General features: G+C 38.7%; 19 protein-coding genes and 1 tRNA gene. 12 read left to right on the forward strand and 8 right to left on the reverse strand.

The genetic code is table 11. The annotated features are described in order from the left end of the window. Positions 1-52: 52 nt before the first annotated feature. Together OP489_RS05155 and OP489_RS05160 are read left to right on the forward strand one after the other, a co-directional pair. Positions 53-799 carry a YebC/PmpR family DNA-binding transcriptional regulator gene (locus OP489_RS05155; protein ID WP_266163264.1) on the forward strand — a complete coding sequence of 249 codons (747 nt, stop codon included), beginning with the start codon at positions 53-55 and terminating at the stop codon, positions 797-799. Between the two features lie 171 nt (positions 800-970). Beyond that, on the forward strand, positions 971-1,534 hold the full coding sequence (locus OP489_RS05160) for a tyrosine-type recombinase/integrase (protein ID WP_266163265.1): 564 nt from the start codon (positions 971-973) through the stop codon (positions 1,532-1,534). Here OP489_RS05160 and OP489_RS05165 read toward each other — a convergent pair. After that, positions 1,522-2,577 carry an IS30 family transposase gene (locus tag OP489_RS05165; protein WP_266161768.1) on the reverse strand — a complete coding sequence of 352 codons (1,056 nt, stop codon included), beginning with the start codon at positions 2,575-2,577 and terminating at the stop codon, positions 1,522-1,524. The genes OP489_RS05160 and OP489_RS05165 overlap by 13 nt on opposite strands. Before the next feature lie 116 nt (positions 2,578-2,693). Here OP489_RS05165 and OP489_RS05170 point away from each other — a divergent pair, with 116 nt between their 5' ends. The 7 genes from OP489_RS05170 (at position 2,694) to OP489_RS05200 (ending at position 11,949) form a co-directional block, all read left to right on the forward strand. After that, entirely contained in the window at positions 2,694-3,107 is a 414-nt protein-coding gene (locus OP489_RS05170; protein WP_266163478.1) for a tyrosine-type recombinase/integrase, read from the forward strand. Between the two features lie 1,394 nt (positions 3,108-4,501). Next, entirely contained in the window at positions 4,502-4,852 is a 351-nt protein-coding gene (locus OP489_RS05175; RefSeq protein ID WP_266163266.1) for a hypothetical protein, read from the forward strand. Between the two features lie 14 nt (positions 4,853-4,866). After that, complete coding sequence (locus OP489_RS05180; protein WP_266163267.1) at positions 4,867-6,252, forward strand: Ig-like domain-containing protein; 1,386 nt, start codon at positions 4,867-4,869, stop codon at positions 6,250-6,252. 361 nt (positions 6,253-6,613) lie between these two features. Next, the gene (locus tag OP489_RS05185; RefSeq protein WP_266163268.1) at positions 6,614-6,889 is read left to right on the forward strand and encodes a hypothetical protein; all 276 of its coding nucleotides are present in this window, start codon (positions 6,614-6,616) and stop codon (positions 6,887-6,889) included. A 429-nt stretch (positions 6,890-7,318) separates the two neighbouring features. Continuing rightward, entirely contained in the window at positions 7,319-8,455 is a 1,137-nt protein-coding gene (locus OP489_RS05190) for a hypothetical protein (protein ID WP_266163269.1), read from the forward strand. 11 nt (positions 8,456-8,466) lie between these two features. After that, a complete protein-coding gene (locus OP489_RS05195) occupies positions 8,467-9,807 on the forward strand; it encodes a phage portal protein (protein ID WP_266163270.1) in 1,341 nt (446 codons plus the stop codon). Between the two features lie 357 nt (positions 9,808-10,164). Beyond that, the gene (locus tag OP489_RS05200; RefSeq protein WP_266163271.1) at positions 10,165-11,949 is read left to right on the forward strand and encodes a PASTA domain-containing protein; all 1,785 of its coding nucleotides are present in this window, start codon (positions 10,165-10,167) and stop codon (positions 11,947-11,949) included. Positions 11,950-12,098: 149 nt separating this feature from the next. Here OP489_RS05200 and rpsR read toward each other — a convergent pair whose 3' ends face one another. From rpsR to OP489_RS05225, 5 genes are all read right to left on the reverse strand, one after another. Continuing rightward, positions 12,099-12,356 carry a 30S ribosomal protein S18 gene (gene rpsR / locus OP489_RS05205; protein ID WP_266163272.1) on the reverse strand — a complete coding sequence of 86 codons (258 nt, stop codon included), beginning with the start codon at positions 12,354-12,356 and terminating at the stop codon, positions 12,099-12,101. 52 nt (positions 12,357-12,408) lie between these two features. Beyond that, positions 12,409-12,864: a single-stranded DNA-binding protein gene (locus tag OP489_RS05210; protein ID WP_266163273.1), complete on the reverse strand. Its 456-nt coding sequence runs from the start codon at positions 12,862-12,864 to the stop codon at positions 12,409-12,411. Between the two features lie 25 nt (positions 12,865-12,889). After that, entirely contained in the window at positions 12,890-13,186 is a 297-nt protein-coding gene (gene rpsF, locus OP489_RS05215) for a 30S ribosomal protein S6 (protein ID WP_266163274.1), read from the reverse strand. A gap of 133 nt (positions 13,187-13,319) precedes the next feature. Next, positions 13,320-14,198: a UTP--glucose-1-phosphate uridylyltransferase GalU gene (gene galU, locus OP489_RS05220; protein ID WP_266163275.1), complete on the reverse strand. Its 879-nt coding sequence runs from the start codon at positions 14,196-14,198 to the stop codon at positions 13,320-13,322. Positions 14,199-14,248: 50 nt separating this feature from the next. After that, a complete protein-coding gene (locus OP489_RS05225; protein WP_266163276.1) occupies positions 14,249-15,250 on the reverse strand; it encodes an RING finger protein in 1,002 nt (333 codons plus the stop codon). A gap of 238 nt (positions 15,251-15,488) precedes the next feature. On the opposite strand from OP489_RS05225, the gene prfB reads away from it, so the two are divergent. Together prfB and OP489_RS05235 are read left to right on the forward strand one after the other, a co-directional pair. Next, a complete protein-coding gene (prfB, locus tag OP489_RS05230) occupies positions 15,489-16,622 on the forward strand; it encodes a peptide chain release factor 2 (protein WP_266163277.1) in 1,134 nt (377 codons plus the stop codon). A 71-nt stretch (positions 16,623-16,693) separates the two neighbouring features. Next, a complete protein-coding gene (locus tag OP489_RS05235) occupies positions 16,694-17,332 on the forward strand; it encodes a pentapeptide repeat-containing protein (RefSeq protein WP_266163278.1) in 639 nt (212 codons plus the stop codon). Positions 17,333-17,388: 56 nt separating this feature from the next. On the opposite strand, the gene OP489_RS05240 is transcribed toward OP489_RS05235, so the two are convergent. Both OP489_RS05240 and OP489_RS05245 read right to left on the reverse strand, forming a co-directional pair. Then, a complete protein-coding gene (locus tag OP489_RS05240) occupies positions 17,389-18,375 on the reverse strand; it encodes an ATP-binding protein (protein WP_266163279.1) in 987 nt (328 codons plus the stop codon). After that, the gene (locus OP489_RS05245) at positions 18,376-19,374 is read right to left on the reverse strand and encodes a DnaD domain protein (RefSeq protein WP_266163280.1); all 999 of its coding nucleotides are present in this window, start codon (positions 19,372-19,374) and stop codon (positions 18,376-18,378) included. It lies immediately after the preceding gene. 151 nt (positions 19,375-19,525) lie between these two features. On the opposite strand from OP489_RS05245, the gene OP489_RS05250 reads away from it, so the two are divergent. Further along, positions 19,526-19,601 (forward strand) — tRNA-Gly (locus tag OP489_RS05250). Positions 19,602-19,707: the final 106 nt, after the last annotated feature.

The raw sequence follows: 19,707 nt of genomic DNA on the forward strand, positions 1-19,707 counted from the left end.
TTATAATATAACGTAACTATTTCAAATTATTAGTCGGGAGGCTGCGAAGAACATGTCAGGCCATTCAAAATGGAATAATATTAAGCGCAAAAAAGAGAAAACCGATGGCGCAAAGGCAAAAGTCTTTACTAAAATCGGACGTGAATTATCAGTTGCAGTAAAAGAGGGCGGCGGACCAGACCCCAACAGCAATTCTAAGCTGAAAGATTGTATCGCAAAGGCAAAAGCAGCCAATGTCCCAAATGATAATATTGAGCGTATCATTAAAAAAGCTGCTGGCGAAGGAAACGAACATCAATTTGAAACCATTAATTATGAAGGATATGGACCAAATGGCGTTGCTGTCATTGTAGAAGCATTGACAGATAATAGAAATCGTACGGCGGCCGATGTCCGACACGCATTTGATAAATTTGGCGGAAATCTGGGAACAACCGGATGTGTTTCGTTCTTATTTGAGAAAAAGGGACTGCTCATTATTGAGCGTGAAGACCGCGATGAAGATCACGTTATGGAAGATGCACTTGAGGCGGGAGCTTCCGATTTTCAGGCGGATGAAGATGTCTTTGAAATTTATACTGAGCCAGAAGATTTTTCTGGAATTTTAGATGATCTTTCTGCAAAGGGATATGAATTTGAAACTGCGGAAATTGAAATGATTCCGAGTACTTATGTAAAGCTTCCAGATGAAGAAGCGGAGCAGAAGATGCAGAAGCTCTTAGATAGTCTGGAAGATAATGATGACGTTCAAAACGTATGGCACAACTGGGAAAGTTCCGATGTTAGTGATGAAGAATAAACTGCAAGCGACTTTCAAGAGTTATTAAGAATCATTATCAAGTTGAATGATGGAATCAAACAGCCGATAATGCCATATACAATAATGACTCTTTGAGTATCCTATATTCGGTTTGTATGGCGATATAAACCCTCTTAGTATGTGTATCAGCATATTAGGAGGGCTATTTTTATGCTCTTAGATGACAGCGTAAAGGAATTCCTATTCGAGTGCCAAATAAGGCAGTACACAAAGAAAACCGTAAAGGGCTACAGAAACGGTTTGGAATTCTTTGTAAATTATCTGAAACAGGTTCATCAATTGACAGACATTGAACAAGTCAAGGAATATCACTTGAAAGCGTTCTTTGCCTATCAGGTCAAGCGCAAGCGAAAAGAATCATATCTCAATGGACTCATAAAGGTATTTCGTGCTTTCTGGAAATATCTTATTGAGGAAAATTATGTGTTTGATAATCCAGTGCTAAAAGTGAGTTGGATGCGTGAACAAAAAACCATTATCAAGACATTTAGTGATACAGAAGTAAAGCATATGTTGAATGTATATCCTGAAACAGAGTATATGAATATGAGAAACAAAGCAATTATGGCTATGCTTTTTGATACTGGAATCAGATGCTTTGAATTATGTTGTTTGCCGACTGATGCTATAAAAGACAATTACATTACAATCGTAAATTGCAAGTGCAAGTTGGACACCCCCGGTAGAATGGTAGCGAGGGTTCATGCAGCGTAGACGCCGTCCAAGAAAGCATCAAAAAGCTCCTCCGGTGTCTGGTATCCAAGCCGCCTGCGTGGGCGCCCATTTAGCTCGTCAGCAAAGGTCAGGACCTGCGCCGGGGAGAACTTTTCAATGGAGGTTCCCTTGGGAATGAAGTCCCGCAGCAGGCCATTGTGGCGCTCGTTTACAGGGCGCTCCCATGACGAATACGGATGTGTAAAGTAAACCATTGTGCCCCACTGTTCAGTCTGAGCGAAGTTCTCAAACTCTGAGCCGTTATCGGCAGTGATGGTTTTGAAAACACTGCTGAAATGGTCGCCAAACTCGGCGTGAAGCGCCTGCATAGCGGCTTGTACATCCTCGCTGGTCTTTCCGGCAATCTGCATGGCAATGTAGTTGTCAGTCACTCTTTCAACGAGAGTAAATACAACCGCTTCTTTGCCGTTTCGTAGGCCAACGACAGTATCGGCTTCCCAGTGACCCGGCACAGTACGGGCAGTGACCTCATCGGGACGTTCCTCAATACTACGACCCTTGGGACGCTTGTTGATTCGGCTCTTTCCTCTGGTGTTACGGCGTTTCAGGGCATCCGGCACCTCAAACAGAGATAATGACAAGCCTCCAGCCCACAGTTCGTTGTAGAGAGTCTTAGTGCTCATCATCTCATTTTCCTTGAATAACATGTGAAGCCTTGCATAACCCACGCAGGCATCCAAAGACCAGCGATGCTCTCTGACCCGCTGCACGACCCAGTCGATGAAAGCAGTGCAGCTATCCACCTTATGGGGCTTATGGCACCGGCTCCTGTTTGACCTGTACACCGCCTGTCCTCGCTTTGCGGAATAGCCCGGCACTCGGCCTTTGTTGCTCTTGCGGGGCGGTGTGCCCCGACGCAGCTCGTTTCCTACAGTGCTTGGTGAGCAGTTAAGCTCTCTGGCGATTGCACGATTTGAGTAGCCAAGGCGGCGCAGCCGCTCAATTGCGCCTCTATCTTCTCGCTGTAAATGCTGTCCCGGCTTGCGTTCTGGCTCCACTGTGATATAATCTGGGCAGTCCATAGTGATTGTCCTCCTCTGGCAGTTTGAGTGTGTGATAACTCCATTCTACCATGTAGGAAAATCACTGTGGATTTTTCTGTTCAAGTGTCCAACTTCATTTTACAACCGACCATTACATTACAATTTATGGCAAAGGCAAAAAAGAAAGACAAGTCGGTAAATCACCTTATCTGTCTAAAATCCTTATGAAATATGAGCGTACTAAGAAATATTACTTTGAATTCAAAAATGTAAAATATAATAACTACTTTTTATCAAGGACAGGCAGACCATTGACAGTTGAAGCCGTTGAACGTATTGTAAAAATTGCAGGGAATAAAGCAAAGGTATCGGATACTATAAGATGCAGTCCACATACTTGCCGACATTGGTTTGCACAGGCACAATTGAGGAATGGCATAGATGTGTATTCCCTTAGTAGATTGATGGGGCATGAGAATATCAAAATAACTCAACGCTATCTTGAAGGATTAAGAGATAGTCAAATTGTAGGTGAATCTATTAAGACCAGTCCGTTAATGAATCTGTAATCGTTTGTGAGCTTGTTAGAGCGTGTTTTATTGTATGGTAGTGTAAGTTTAACTATTAAGAATGTATCGTTTTATGAGAACGTAAAGACAAGATAATGTAATCTTGTGAAACATTCTGTGAAACATTAATTAAAATACCTTGAATTAGAATACTATTTGTATTACTTGCAGTAAGAGAAGTGTACAGATAGTATTCTTTTTTTATTGCAATGTATACTAAATTAGTATAGTTTATATGATGTGGATATGAATAGTATATATAGGTGTCAAGACAGTGTAAACTAAAATGATAATAATTATTGATTTTGAGCAGCAAAATTTTCTATGTTCTTGATTTCAAAGTGAGAATGAATCAATCATATCTGTAATCAGACAAAACTATTCCAAGGCATAAAAAAATAGTTGCATCAACGAATCAATGCAACTATACATTTATACATATTAAATTCATTTATTATACATTGTCTATATAATGGTAGTATACTACCCGATAATCAATGGTTAGCAGTATTGAATTATACAAAACGATTCTTTTGTACTAGTTGAATTGTATATTACAAACAAATAAGAGTTAATAAAAACGAATTAGATTGTACAATATGATACATTCAATTTGACATATACAATATCTTGTAATGAATAGGTGATTTTACATTGAATCCGGTAAGATATTGTACATAATGACAAGATAAAATATTTGTTTTATCAGGTAATAGAAATTGTAATATACACTATTTATACATAATAATGTAGACGGTAATAAAGCAATAGTATTGTATCACATTATAGTTAGGGGAGGGTATTAGTAATATTGTACAGTATAATTGACATGTTATTGTACATATTAAACAAATATAACAGCCCCCTTTTCCAAAAACAGACCTATAGCTAATACACTTTTTTTCTACCAAAAAAATTTCACAAATATTATTATTAATGTTGTAAAAAGATTATTCTGCATTTGGTAAAACATATGCCCATTTGTGTTAGGTTGGTGCCATTGGAACTATACGGCTTATTACAGACACTTTTATTTTACCTATGAAATTTTTTATACTACTTAACTACAAACAACGCTCTATGACGTTTGTATAAAGCGATAACATCATGTCGCTATATAAACTCTGACAAGGTTTCAATTAAAACTGCGTTAAATATATCACACCTATGTTTTATATAGGGGGGGGACGAAATTTGATCCACCTTGAAATTTCAAGCAGGGTAGTTACAAAAATTTGCACCCAATAACTATATATCAATTTTATTATAAAATACAAATGATTCTCGCTCAAACTTCTTAGGGTATAATTACTCTACCTGCCTATAAAAACTGAAAATAGCATTAATTTATAAATAAATTACTTATAAAAACACCTATAGAAAGGACTGATAGAATGGCAAGCACAATAACAGTATTAGATCGTTTAAAAATAGAACTCAATAACAAGGATTATTATTCGGATGATACTTATTCTATGTATCTGGAAGAAAACGGACTTTATTCAAATGCGTTTTTTGATAAAGCAACAATGAAGAAACAACTATATCAGACCGTATACGATATATTGGATTCCCTTGCTAACAATATTGATTTATTCCGCTCTGTAGTCACTGAATTCAGTACCACAAGTGAAGCGTATAAATACCTTCAAGAGAGATTGAATGATATTCAAGCGAAAATACTTTCTATTCCGGATGATACAGCAGAAGAAGAATCCAATATTCATTTCTTGTTCCATGATTAAAAGAGGTGATATAAATGTATGATACACTTTTTACTGCTTTTATGGACACGCTTAATAGGGAAGGAAAATCTATAAACGACTATCAAAATAACACGCCATATAATGTAATATTTCGCAAGAATAAAGATACAAATTCTTTTCAAGACCGTGTTACAATTTTTTATCCGGTACTATCAGATATTCATGCAGGACAACTACTGTCTTATAGTAATAAAATTTATCTTGCAATTAATAAAGAAACAGCCGAAAACGGAATATATTACAAATCGGATTTACTAAAAACAAATGCAGTAATTCATACAATAATTAATTCAAAGGAAATTAATATGCCTGTCTATGCTTATGATATTGCAGATGGGCTGACACAAAAAAATAATGTAATGTCACTTATTAGCGGCAATATCCACATTATAGCAGAACCGAATTCAACTATAAAATCATTAAGTATTGATAATGAATTTGATGCAGTCGGCAGACACTGGAAGATAGACAATATCATTTCAAAGGATAATGTAATTCATTTGTATTGTGAAGTTTGGGCAACAACATCTCATACATATACGGTTACTATTACTGCAAATGATTCATATCACAGGGGAGAATCCGCACAATTAACGGCAGTTGCAAAACAGGATGATACCATAGTCAATAATATTTCCTTTATCTGGACTTCTTCTGATACATCTTTGGCAACAGTTGATAATACTGGACTTGTTAAATTCCTTGCTGATGGTAATGTGACTATAACAGCAACATGGACAAGTCAGAATGTAAGCGGAACAAAAGCGATTACAATTACTGAACCTGATTCTTATTCACTTTCTATTACTGCCAATGATTCCTACACAACAGCAGATACACCTACATTGACAGCGACAGCACAAAAGAATGGAACAACAGATTCTACAGCTACTATTACATGGATTTCCTCTGATACATCTATTGCAACGATTGACAGTACAGGCAAGGCCACATTCCTTAAAGCAGGAAATGTCACCTTTACTGCCACATGGATACAGCAGAATGTAACCGCTACAAAGTCAATTACTGTAACACAAGCAGTTAGTGGTTCTTGTGTTGTTAAAGCAAATAATGGTAATACAATAAGTACAGTTCAAACAATACACTATGGATATGGTTCAAAATATTATTATAATGCAGTATTTCAAGACGGTTCTGGTAATGAAGTTACAGGAGTAACTCCAGCATGGACATTAATTAATTTGAATAAAATAACAAGTTCTGATATTACTATGTCTACAGTTTCTGGTTATCCTTTAAGAATAGGAATATCATTAAAAAATAATAGCAGTATTGCAGGAGCAACATTTACATTACATCTTGCTTCAACAACTGGAACATATGGAAGTTATGATGTAAATTGTAAAGTGGCATTTTAGTTATTAATTGTGTTGATTGTCATAAACCTTTTACTGTGGGTTCTAAGGATAATCAAACAGTAAGATGTGATGAATGTCAACATGAACGAGATAAGGAACGTAAGAGGAAATGGTGGAATCAGAATCACTAGACGTAGCAAATTGAATAAAAAGTATTAAATAATGTACTATTCATGCGATAATTTAATACTATAAAAATATTATACTTAAAATTGTAATATGGTAAGGCAAGGATAATCAAACATTCAGACGTATCAAATTAAACACAATTTATTAAAAAATGTACTATTCATGCGATAAAATTAACCATTAGTTTTTTATATAACTAATGAGTAGAGTGTATAGAGGAGTGATTTATAAAATGGATACGCAAGCAGTAACCCAGCTAATAACAAATTTAGGATTTCCTATTGTTTGTTGTTTGGCTTTAGGATATTTCATTTGGAAATTTTCAAATAAACTCAATGATGATTCGATCAGTCGTGAAAATAGATTGATGGATTATTTCGATAAACAAAATGCAGTTTTAACCACAATGAGCAACAACATGGAAAAGATGAGTACAACTCTCGATGGTATGAACCAACGATTAACGATAGTGGAAAGCAAGGTGGAAGATAAGGTACAGGGAAAGTAAAACTTTAAGTAGGTATCAAATTGAATTGCCTTTTTATGCGGTGTTTCCTACACTTTATCAAGTGTTTATGCGGATTTTCAGCCGTGAAACAATATATTCCCAATATTTAACATAATGCTGGAAACCATTGATATACCTACACTTTATAGAAATTAATGTTTCACGAAATGTTTCAACTATAGGAGAGCATAAACATAAATTGGAATACGTAACAAATTAAAAGTTAAATATTAAATAATGTACTATTTATGCGGTATTTTAGACATATGCTATTTTACATATAAATGAATACAAATAATATGTGAAGTGCACAAATTAAATTACTAGACGTAGCAAACTCCCTTGAAACCTGCATGATTCGTGAGTTAGTCGATACTATACTTAAATTTGTAATATGGTATTATTTGTACTACTTGTGGTAATAAAGATGTGTGCCGTGGTGCAACGATTAACTTTGCGCATATATCAGAAGTTGCTTTCTGCAAAGATACAATTCAACAACAGCTAATTGCGATTGAACAGGCATTAACACCGCATGGCATTATTATCCTTGAATCTACTGCTAATGGTATGAATTACTTTCAAGAGATATGGGGTAAGGCAGAGCGCGGAGAAAGTATGTATAAACCTTTTTTCTTTTCATGGATTGACGATAAGATCATGTTTAAAGAAGAATATAAGGAATTCTGTGATAGATACATACAATTACATGGCTCTTTGCCAACGGATAAACAATTCACGTCTGAAGAAAAGATGCTTATGAGTAAAGGTGCTTCACTTAAACAAATTGTATGGCGCAGAATGAAAATAGCCAATACGTCTGAAAAAGCATTTAAACAGGAATTCCCTTCTGAACCTTTGGAAGCGTTTATTTCAACAGGCAATAATATATTTGATGCCGAAGAAATTCACACTAATTTGATAGGAATTAATAATTTTAAGGCAATCAATAAGAATTCACTTCCTAAGAATTTTCCTGTTTCTTTAAAATCATGGTTAAACAATGGATTGACTATTTGGAATTTACCCAAAATAGGGCAGAGATTTTATATTGGTGTAGATACGAGTGAGGGGATCGGAAAAGATTATAGTGCTTTTGAAATCCTTAATGCGAATTGTGAACAGTGTGCGGAATTTAAGAGCAATAACATTAAACCATATGCCTATGCTAAAATTTTGCGTGAAATAGGTGTCTTTTATAATAATGCCAATATGGTAATTGAGAAAATGAGCGCAGGACATACCGTTGTTGATAAACTTTACAATGAATATCATTACAGAAATATGTATTCCTATTTGGAATATGATGCAAGAAGTCAATGTATGTTGCCGAAAGTTGGGTGGGTAACGAATCCAAAAACAAAACCTATGCTTGTGAATGACTTTGTAGAAATGTTTGAAACAAAGCAGATGATTATAAAGAGCAAGGATTTATTACAGGAAATGAAAGTGTTTGAATTCACCAATGATGGCAAGATGGGAGCAATTATCGGTTCTCATGATGACCTTGTAATGAGTATGGGTATGGCTATTCAAGGGGTGAAGTGCGGAATTAATTATAAGTAAGGAGTGATAGCATGGTAGATATTACAAAACCATTTTGGTTTCAAGATGTTCCGCAGGAAATAGAACATCAAAAACGAATTGGTAACGTTTTAGATATAAAAGAATATTTTTTGAGATTACATAAGATTTTACAAAGACCCGATTTTAAATTCAAGGGAGAAACTTATACAACTGCTAAAATTGTGCTACAGACATTAAAGAGCATTATTAATTTTCATGCGAGTTATATATTGGGAAATCCCATCTCTATTACAGGAGAGCAAAACCTTGTCAAGGAATTCAATAGAATCTATAAAAAGGGAAAATACAATACAGCAGATTATCAGATCGGGCAGGATTTAGCGAAATATGGCAATGCTTTTGAATATGATTATCTTGACAGTGGTGTGGTAAAATGTCATATCATTTCAAATGAAAGCGCTTATCCTGTTTATGATGATTCAGAAAATTATATTGCTTTCGTTGAATATTGGAAAGATGCTGACGAAGGCACGGAACATTATTATGTGTATTATCCTGACAAAGTGCAGATTTGGAAGAATAATGTAATGGAATCTGAAAGACCAAACCTAACAGGACTTCCGATTCATTATGCTTCACTTGATAAAACGGAATACAATTTCTTTGGCGATTCTCCTATGAACGACTTAATTCCTATTATGGATAGAATTGAAAAATTGCTTTCTAAAATGGACGATAGCATTACTACATTATCTTTAAATCCTATCGGGGTGTGTGCAGGACGTACTACAGATGCAAGTGTAAGTAAAGATATGTGCGGAGAAATGCTTGTCTTTGAAGCAGGTGGAAACTTCCAGTATGCTACTGCTACATTGGATTACAACAGCATTAAATTGGAACTGGATAATCTGATTCAACAGCTTTATACAATCGCCTGTGTGCCAAGTGCAGTAATAGGACAAAGTAATATTGCTAATGTATCTGAAATCAGTTTGAAGTTGCTTTTTAGTCAGAGTGATAATAAGGCAAAGAAAATGACTAAGGTATTGAAGGATGGATTTTATCAGAGATTTATTTACTTTAGACAATTACTTGCTTTACAGAATAAAACATTCTCTGATGATGATTTTGATGAACTGGATATTACATTCAATTACAATCGTCCAGTCGATACACAGTCCATGATAAATGAATTAAAAACACAGTATGATATGGGCGCTATCAGTAAGCAAACAGTCATTGACCTTAGTCCTTATACCACTAATACGGCATTGGAATTACAGAGATTAAATGATGAGGATAACAGCGATGGGGATAAGCAGGATAGCACAGTGAACGATGTGCAATCTGCTATTCCCCCGAAATCGGGGGATATGAAAAATAGCAAGTAATTTTGTTGACTTGAGAACACATACATCATAATCTAATACAATAATTACTACAAAAAATTGTATATCATTGTTTAACACTTGATAATTTGCCTTTGATTATGTTATAATTATCGAGTTAATGGAAAAGTGCCTTAACAAATAATGATATATATACTAATATAGAGTTTGTACTTTTATAAAGGAATGTAGGGCTGATGCAGATTGTTATTCTTAACCCTCATGACGTTCAAAACGTATGGCACAACTGGGAAAGTTCCGATGTTAGTGATGAAGAATAAATAGTGGCAATCTTGGAGTTGTAGTATATGGGTTTAAATATCGACATGTTTTAGACATGCCTGAAGGAGGAACGCACGAATGGCGGATTATGACAGGCTGTGTATGGCCTGCATGGAAGAGACCGATGAAGCTGAAGAATGCCCGCATTGTGGATTTTCTTTAGCTGAGTTGCAGCTTCCTGATGCTCTTCCATATCGAACAATATTGAAAGATCAGTATTTGGTCGGCCGCGCAATGCGTAAAAATGGGGAAGGAATTCTATATATTGGTCTCGATTTAAAAACAAAAGAAAAAGTGGAGATTAGGGAGTTCTTTCCGCAGACTTTGGCGGTTCGCAATTCTGATGGATTAAAAATCAGTCCGCAGGAAGAGCTGAAAGAAGTTTTCCAAAAAGATCGAAATACCTTTTTGGAAAACCAACAGGCTTTGCTGCGTTTTCATACCCAGCCTGCAATGGCACATATTGAAGATGTGTTTGAGGAAAATGGAACTGTCTATGCAGTAGCTCCATGGATGAATGCAATTACATTGCGCTATTTTGTAAAGCGCAGCGGGGGTTCTTTAAGCTGGAATGAGGCAAGACAGCTTTTCATGCCGGTTTTAATGGGACTTTCTACCTTGCATGCAGTTGGAATTTCTCATTTGGGTATTTCCCCAGACACGCTGTTTATTCTGCCAAATGGAAGTATGATTTTGGGGGATTTCTGTATCGAGCAGGTGTGGCGTTTTGGAACAGAACTTCAGGATTCATTGGTATCAGGATGCGCTGCATTGGAACAATGTGAAGGAACAGCACCGCTCGGAGAATCAACAGATATCTATGGTTTTGCGTCGTCCCTTTTCTTTGCATTAACAGGTAGTTTTCCGAAAAATGCTTTGGCAAGAAAAGAGGATCCTAGACTTTTAATTCCATCTTCAATCCTTCAAAATATTCCTCCGCATGTTGTAACTTCATTGGCAAATGCACTGCAGGTTTCTGCGGAAAAAAGAACGCCTACATTTGAGCGTATGAGAGCAGAGCTGTCAGCTTCTCCTACCATTACGGCGACAATCGAAGAGACAGAAAGTTTGCGGCGGATTCCGAGTCCGATTCCTGCTCAAAAAGAGGAAAGAGTAGAAAAGAGTCCGGAAGAAGGGCATGATTTAAAAGAAGAAACTTCTCAGAAATCTCAGCCTGTTCAACCATCACGACCCTCTCGATCGCCGCAGATTCGTAAAAATACAGGGCACAAAAACAAAAAGAAAATTCCTATGTTTGTATGGGCTATTTTAGTATGTGCTGTTTTGCTGATTATTGTAACGGTGGTTGCTGTTGTCCGAATGTCTTTTGGCAATAATAAAGGTCAGCAGCAGACGATTGTTTCTCAGACGTCTGAAGCAGGAACTGCTGACTCAGAGACAACTTCTGCAGTGAGTTCTACAGTGGCGGAACAAATTACGGTTCCGAATCTTGTAAATAAAAAATATGAGGATAACCAGCAATCTTCCTCGAATGCTGATTATCAGGTAGCTGTTTCAAAACATGAATACAGTGATACGGTGGAGGCAGGATATATTATTTCGCAAACACCGACAGCTGGAGAGAAAATGGTAAAAGGGACGGCTATTTCGGTGATTGTAAGTGATGGGAATGCACTTATAACGTTGCCGGATCTTGCGGGACTAACCGCAGAAGAAGCAGTGAGCGCATTGAAGTCGCGAGGATTTACTTCTGTACAGCAGGAAAATGGGCATAGTGAATATGTTGGAATCGGACAGGCTTATGGTTATAAAAATCAGAATGCCGGAGACAAAATGGCAGCCAATTCAACAATCACAATTTTGATCAATACGAATTCTTCTTCAACTTCTTCAAATGGTTAATGAATAAATAATAAAAAGACCTTATTCAGGAGATTGAGTTTTTCCTGAATAAGGTCTTTTCTTAATTAAAGAAATCTAATAACAGAAAAGCACCAGCTCCTTAATTAAGAGCTGGTGCTTTTTAAAAGCTATAAAGCTATAAAACAAAATTAGTCGCTGCTGAACGGCAGAAGCGCAAGATGACGCGCACGCTTAATTGCGGTGGTCAATTCACGCTGATGACGTGCACAAGTTCCAGTCGCTCTGCGAGGCAGAATCTTTGCACGCTCAGAAATAAAGCGGCGAAGTTTTGCAACATCTTTGTAATCGATGGAGTCTACTTTATCGACACAAAAGCTGCAAACCTTTCTACGACCTTTACGACCACCATATCGGCGGCCGCCTTCACTTTTTTCTCTATCGGCCATGATTAGGAAAACCTCCTTTAAACTAAAAATCAGGGAATACCGTCCTTAGATTTTAAAACGGCAGATCATCGTCTCCGGGGATTTCTTCAAAATCTCCGGTGTCACCATTCGAATAGGCGGGGGCGGGGGACTGCTGCTGAGCAGAAGCAGTTTCGTGATGGTAATTTCCATTTGCAGAATTAAAATCTCGTTTGCTTTCTGCAAAATGAACATTATCCGCTACAATTTCGAATGCTTTGCGTTTATTTCCGTCACGATCTGTATAAGAACGTGTCTGAATAGCCCCTTGAACAGCTACTAACTGGCCTTTGCGGAAATATTTGCAGACAAAATCTGCAGTATTTCTCCACGCGACAATGTCAATAAAATCTGTTGCACGCTCAGCACCGGATTTTACATAAGAACGATCGACAGCCAAAGTAAAACTGGTAACGGCAATGTCATTAGAAGTATGACGCAATTCCGGATCAGCCGTTAGCCGACCCATTAAAACAGCAACGTTAAGCATTCGTAATCACCCTTTCGCCTAATTTTCAGGCTCCTTTTTTCACGATCAGGGAACGCAGCACACCGTCGGTGATTTTGTAGATACGATCGAGTTCAGCCGTAAAAGACGGAACACTCGTAAAGTTCACCAGAACATAGTAGCCTTCATTTTCTTTGTTGATCGGATAAGCTAATCTGCGCTTACCCCATTCATCAACACCATCGATAGTACCATTCGCCGCGATCAGATCCTTGAATTTCTGGATCATGGCATTCGTAGCATCCTCGTCTAATTTAGCAGAGAGGATAAATACGGTTTCATAAGCTCTTTTTACTTCTTCCATGATTTGCACCTCCTTATGGACATATGGCCCCAAATGAAGATCCGGGGCAAGGATCAAGCCACTGCAACACACAGGGCAACAGATTAATTATATCAATCTGAAAAAAGATTGTCAATAAAGAATTTTAGCTTTCTCAAAGCGTTTTAGAAAGTTCTTTTAAGTATTCGCGAAAATCCTTACCGACTTCCGGGTGGTTAAGAGCAACCTCTACTTGTGCTTGGAGGATCCCAAGCTTATTTCCCATGTCATAGCGCTTACCGGTGAATTCAACGGCCACCATACCTTGTGAACGTGCCAGTGTGCGCATGGCATCAGTCAGTTGGATTTCTCCGCCGACTCCAGGAGGTGTTTGGTCAAGAATGTCGAAAATTTCCGGCGGAAGGACACAGCGGCCAAGAATAGAAAAGAGGCTTAAAACTTTATCAGGTGTCGGTTTCTCAACCATGTCCGTGCAATTATAAAGATTATCGTGAAGAGGTTCCACTTTTAATGAAGAATATTTATGAATTGCTTCTGGAGAAACTTTTTTAACGCCAAGGACCCCTTTTCCGTATTCCTCATAAGCACGAATCAACTGACCGCAGGCGGGATCTTCTCCGATAATGACATCGTCTCCATAGAGGACGGCAAAAGGATCGTTTCCAACGAAGGAGCGAGCTCGGTTAACAGCATGACCAAGCCCACGGGTTTCCTTTTGACGCACAAAATAAAAATTTGCAAGATGTGAAATATCAACGACTTCTTTTAAAATCTTTTCTTTTGCAGCGCCGCCGCCTTGCAGCTTCGCTTCCAATTCGGGAACACGGTCGAAATGATCTTCAATCAGTCCTTTTCCACGGTTTGTAATAATTAAAATATCGGTGATTCCGGAGCGTACCGCTTCTTCAACGATATATTGAATGGCAGGCTTGTCCACGATGGGGAGCATCTCTTTCGGCATGCTTTTTGTGGCAGGCAGCACACGAGTGCCAAGGCCTGCTGCAGGAATCACAGCTTTGGTGATTTTTTTCATTTTTGAAAACACTTCTTTCAGATTGAATATTCGGATGAATGCGCAAAAAATCAGAAAAAGAAATAGGGAACATAAGTAATCAGTGTATAACAGAGAACGATGCCCAGCGCGAGAGCCATGTTAACTCCGCCTTTTTCCTGATAGAGGATTGTCTTTTCGGAGGAAGTACCGGTTTGCGGATGACTAGTTTCGATTTCTTTTACAACACTGACACAGTGTGCTTTATACATTTGATTTGCTTTAAAGCCAAAAACTAATTTGATCAGAAAAATCCCAATCATTAAAATCCCAGGAAGAGCCAGTGCAATCTGCTGGCTAGTTGAAAGAGCAGAAATCATTCCGCTCATTGCAATCATCTGATTCGTAGAAGGATAAGCATCTGATGCGACACCTGCACTGTTCATCAGGGACTGCATCACCGGATAGGAAACCACGTAAGTGACATATTGGTAAAGTGCATGAAGGATTAGAAGGACGCTTGCAATCGTCCAACCTTTTTTATATTGTTTTCGATAAAGAAACCAGCTTCCGGTAAATAAAAAAGCGGAAAAATTAAAACGCTTTTTATGATTGTTTACAAAGTTACGAAAAACCGGAATATAATAAGAGGTGTTAGACTGAACCACTTTTGCCAGATCAGAAGCAGAGATATCGTCTATTTTTTCAGTAGGGGCAACTCCGCCTAGGGGATCAAATGCAACATAGGGCATTTGACCATTGCCGGGATTTACAGCGGTTGGATTTTGATGGGGTTGTTGGTAGCTATTTTGCTCGTTTTTAGAGAGAGAAGTTCCGCAGAGTTCACAGAAAAGTGCATCTTTGCGGTTTGGATGACCGCAGCGCGGACAAATCTTTTCTTCTTTTTCCGCTGCTTTTTGAGGTGGCTTCCATGCATCTTTAGTGCCGTGCCGATCTTCATAGAGACAGTGTCCTACCTGCTGATAGCAGTTGCGGTGATAAGGCGCGCCGCACTGTGGGCATACGACAATATCATCCCCTTTTAGAAAGGGCTTTCCGCAGACCGGACATTTCATATCGGTAAAGTCAGTCATTTATTTGCCTCCAGACGAATGTAATCAATTAACTTAAATTATTGTATCGGTTTTTCCTAAAAACTGCAAGTTTTTTGCACAAGAGTTTTAAGACTATTTACAATCTGTGTAAAAATCGCAAGAAAATATTCGGAAAAAGCGGATTTGCTTTACAATTTTCTAAAAACAAGATATAATAAAAAACTATGTTAAGTTACTATTTAGGGGACTGCAATTTTAGAAAGTAGGATGGATAATAATGCTGCAATTTGAGGAATTAAAACTTGCTCTGCAAAATCTGCTGCCGGAAATTGAAGATCTGCAGGACGCATTGGGAATTAAAGCCATGCGCAATGAGATCGAAGAACTGGATATGAAAGCAGCGGAGCCGAAGTTTTGGGATGATATGGAGAAATCCCAGAAGATTCTGCAGCGTTCCGCCGAACTAAAAAACAAGCTGGAATCTTATGAAAAACTTCGTGCTTCATGGGATGATGCACAGGCTCTTTGTGAGTTGGGAGACGAAGAAGGCGACCTTTCTCTTTTGCCCGAAGCACAGACTGAAGTGGATAAAATTCAGAAGAATTTGGAAGACCAGCGTTTAAAGACGCTTTTAACCGGCGAATATGACAGTAAAAATGCAATTCTTACATTCCATGCCGGAGCCGGCGGAACAGAAGCACAGGATTGGGCGGAGATGCTTTATCGGATGTATAATCGCTGGGCAGAACGTCATGATTATAAAATAAAGCTGCTTGACTATCTGGATGGAGAAGAGGCAGGCCTCAAGAGTGCGAGCATCCTTTTAGAGGGTGAAAATGCTTATGGTTATTTAAAGGGCGAAAATGGAGTGCATCGTCTTGTGCGTGTTTCTCCGTTTGATGCTTCTGGGCGCCGCCATACATCGTTTGCTTCTCTGGAGGTAATGCCGGAAATCGACGATTCCGTAGAAGTGGAGATCGATCCGGCAGATATCAAAATGGATGTTTACCGTGCAAGCGGTGCAGGTGGCCAGAAGGTTAATAAGACCTCGTCAGCTGTCCGTCTGACTCATATTCCTACCGGAATTGTTGTTGCCTGCCAGGTGGAACGCAGTCAGTATCAGAACCGTGATGTAGCCATGCGAATGCTGAAAAGTAAGCTGGTTGAAATCAAAGAACGCCAAAATCTGGAGAAAATTTCAGATATCAAAGGTGTCCAAAAAGAAATCGCATGGGGAAGCCAAATTCGTTCCTATGTCTTTATGCCATATACGATGGTAAAAGATCATCGTACGGGGTTTGAGACCGGTAATATCGAAGCTGTGATGGACGGAGATCTGGATGGATTTATCAATGCTTATTTAAAAGCACTGAGTCTGGGAACGCTGGAAGATAACAGGGGAGAAGAATAACTCTGGAAAAGAAGCAGACACATTTTTTGTGCCTGCTTCTTTTCTGTTGATTTAAGAAGGGAGAGAGCTTTTTGTCGGCACCAATTTTAGAGCACTTTGAAGGAGAAAAAGCGGTAGAACTAATTCGTACATCAGGAAAAAAAGAAAGTGTAATTTCTGATTGTGTCTTAAAAAATGCAGCATTTTCAGGAATTACTCAAAGTTTAATTCTAAGAAATGTTGTGATGGAAAATTGTTGTCTTTCCGAAAATGTATTTTTGGAAACAGATATTCGAAATTCTCAGATTAAAAATTGTGACTTTTCAAATGTACAAATGGAAGATGCTTTTTTTGAAGCCAGTACTTTTGAAAACTGTAAGTTTGTTGGAAGTGTTTTATGGAATAGCTCCCTAAAAAATATTGCTTTTCAAAATGATAATTTTTGCCTGTCCAATTTTGACGGCACACGGTTTCACGAAGTGCATTTTGAAGATTGTGAAAATGAGGGAGCGTCGTTTTCCTCCTGCGAATGGAAAAAATTAATTTTTGAGAAGACAGGATTGCGAAAGGCCAATTTTTTTAAGACTCCTTTAAAAGGGATAGATCTTCGTTCCTGCCGGACAGATGGAATGATCGTATCGGCAAAAGAACTTTCCGGAGCGATTGTTACTCCAATCCAGGCAGTGGAATTTGCGCGGCTGCTGGGATTGATTATCCGAGAAGAAGAATAAGATTAAAATAATCAAGTACGCCCGATCCTGCTTTTGGATTCGGACGTACTTTTTTGTTAGTTCTCATTTTTTTCGAATCGCTTAATCTGGCGAATATCTTTTCCAAAGAACGGAAGTAAAATATAACTTCCGATGCGGGAAGAAAAGCGCTCTGTGTAATTGTTTGCCATTTCCTTTAAGGATAAATTGGTGCTGATAATCATAGGCTTTTTAGAAAGCTGACGAGAATTCACTAGATTATAAAGAGCCGCCACCGTAAAAGCGGTCCGGAATTCTGTCCCTAAGTCATCCAGAATCAGAAGGTCACAGTTTAAGAGACTTTGCAGGGTGACTTCTTCCTGATTACTAAAGTGCTCTTTTTCCATTCTGGAAAAAAGTGTAGAAGCAGAACCATAAACTACGCCAAAACCTCGGTTAATGACTGCTTTTGCAATGGCAAGAGAAAGGTGGGTCTTTCCTAATCCTGTGCCGCCAGTCATAAGAAGACTGGCGGAATCCGGAGAAAATGTTTCGGCGTATTGCTTACAGCGCTGATAATTTTTTTCCATCAATTTCTGCGGAGAGAAGGATTTTCCTGAAAAATTTTCAGAAGGATAATAATGAAGGCTGAATGTTTCAAAAGAAGATAGCTGAAGAGGTGATTCGTCATTGAGCTCCCGATATGCTTCTTCTTTCAGAAGCTGTTTCATGCAGGAGCACATTCGGCCATCTAGATATCCGGTATCACTGCATTTTTTGCAGGAATATTTCGGCTCAAGATCGGCGGCAGTGAGCCCCTCTTTGGCAAGTAGAAAATTTAATTCTTTTTGCAGACTTTGATTCGCATTTTTCAGCATTTCCAAATGTTTATGTACGTCGCCTCCTCTGAGAACGGCCTTTGCCGCAGTAATCGAAGTATCGGCTAGACTTCGCTCAATTTCTTCTGCTTTCGGCTGCTTTTTAAAAAAAGCAGCTTTGAGACGTTCACAGCTTTTTTCGGCTTGATCGCGCCGCAATTCCATCTTCTTCTCAGCGGTATCATAAATTGCTTTGCTGTATCCCACTTATTTCACCTCTTTCAGGATTTCGTTCATACTATTTTGAAAATACTCATCTAAATCGTGCGTTGTCTCGGACGCCTTGGAAGCGTATTTTTGAGAATCTTTCTGTTCCAACTGTTCCGGAGTTGAAATCCCCTTTTGATGCCATCCTTCGAGAATCTTATGCATATATCCGGCCGTATATTTTCCAGTGCGGTCTACATTGCGGTCGTAAGCCAGTTTCAGCATTTGGGGAGAGAATTTCCAGTCCATTACCCAGCAGGAGGCAAGATTGCTTTCACGGGCAGAAGGTGCGCGTTTCTGCAAACCGATTGCCTGTTCCACTATGCGCCATGCGCGATTCTCTTCACAAAGGCGATGAAGCTTTTCTTCCGCCTGCTCATGTGTGGTGATTCCTTCGTCAGACCAATTAATCGCAACTTTTTCTATGTAGCGGAAATTTCCCTTTCCAATGCTGACTGCATATTGAATCAACATGAGAAGAACATCGGTAGGAAGACCATAATCGTCATGCAGCATCAAAAGGACTGCCGAATCCCCATGCGAAATCAGGCGCCCCAGAATTTGCTGTGCTTCCTGCATCAGGCATGCGATCTCTTGGCTTTCCTCAATCCTTTTTGCCACAAATTCCGGATCTGGGCGTTGCGGACGAGAAAGCATGGGCGTCGGCTTTATTCTTTGAGCGGAAATTTCAGAAGGAGTCACTGGCGCTTTGATAGGAGCTGCAGATCTTTCTGTGCCCTTTTTCTCTTGATTATTTTGGGTGTTTTGGAGCAGTCCTACTTCTTGCCAGTAACGAAGTGCATCGTTGGCATCGGCAGAACTGATTCCGAGAAAATCGGCCAGTGCATGCTCATCCAAAGAGCCTTCCTGACAATGTCTGAGTACCCAAAGCAGTGCTTTTATTTGCACGCTGCCCGCCAATTTTAAATATCGGTCTACCACCGCGTTGGGGACAGCAAAAATGCCCCCCCAGGGGCCAAGATCAATTTTATATTCCATAAGCGGGAGCCTCCATATTTCGATCAATTTTTATTTATTATATCATTTGGATTGAAAGATTACAACGCAGAGTGCATGAATTTCGTGTAAAAACAGACTTGACAAATTTTTCAGAAAAGTGTATATTGATACCCGTAAGTTTTGGCCTTTTGCGAATGTAGCTCATCTGGTAGAGCGCCACCTTGCCAAGGTGGAGGTAGCGAGTTCGAGCCTCGTCGTTCGCTCCATGTTATTGGCGCACCTCATAAAGTTGGGGTGCGCTTCTTTTTGCCTGAAATTGCATAACCTAAAAAATTGAGTGAATTTTTTCAATTCCGACAGAGTTTTATGAAA

The organism is Caproicibacterium sp. BJN0003, from assembly GCF_026314295.1.
In the GTDB taxonomy this organism is placed as follows: Bacteria; Bacillota; Clostridia; order Oscillospirales; family Acutalibacteraceae; genus Caproicibacterium.